Below are 437 nucleotides of genomic sequence, written 5' to 3'. Positions count from 1 at the left end.
TGCCAGTGCTGCGGAGAGCCGTTCCAGTCTGTCCGCCCCAACGCTAAATTTTGCAAACCCGCCTGCCGGGAGAAGTTCTACCGGCAGGAAAAGCGGAAAGCCAAAGAAAATGAAATAACACAAACTGCATAAGGACTGCGGCCTGCCCCAATAAACCGGGCAGGCCGCTTTTTTTATGCCCTGAAACGGAGGGATTTTCATGACACTCTTTGAACTGGTAAAACAGAATATTTGTGTGCCGGATGCGGCGGAACACTACGGGCTGCAAGTCAACCGAAACGGGATGTGTAGCTGTCCGTTCCATGAGGACCGGCACCCCAGCATGAAACTGAATGAACGGTATTTTTACTGCTTCGGCTGCGGGGCCACCGGCGATGTAATCGACCTTGTGGCGAGGTTATTTGACCTGAGCAGTTACGAAGCAGCGCAGAAGCTGG

Annotated in this window: 2 protein-coding genes; one reads left to right on the top strand and one right to left on the bottom strand. The window is 53.1% G+C overall.

What is annotated here, in order from left to right; all coding sequences use genetic code 11:
- A partial coding sequence (locus H7U37_RS15300; protein WP_204877023.1) for a hypothetical protein occupies nt 1-201 on the bottom strand: 201 nt, incomplete at its 3' end.
- On the opposite strand from H7U37_RS15300, the gene H7U37_RS15295 reads away from it, so the two are divergent.
- Nucleotides 200-437 (top strand): CHC2 zinc finger domain-containing protein (locus H7U37_RS15295; protein WP_243414351.1); only part of this gene is annotated, 238 nt, incomplete at its 3' end. The genes H7U37_RS15300 and H7U37_RS15295 overlap by 2 nt on opposite strands.

Source organism: Pseudoflavonifractor phocaeensis (assembly GCF_016901735.1).
GTDB lineage: Bacteria > Bacillota > Clostridia > Oscillospirales > Oscillospiraceae > Pseudoflavonifractor_A.
This window is presented reverse-complemented; position numbering and strand designations above follow the sequence as displayed.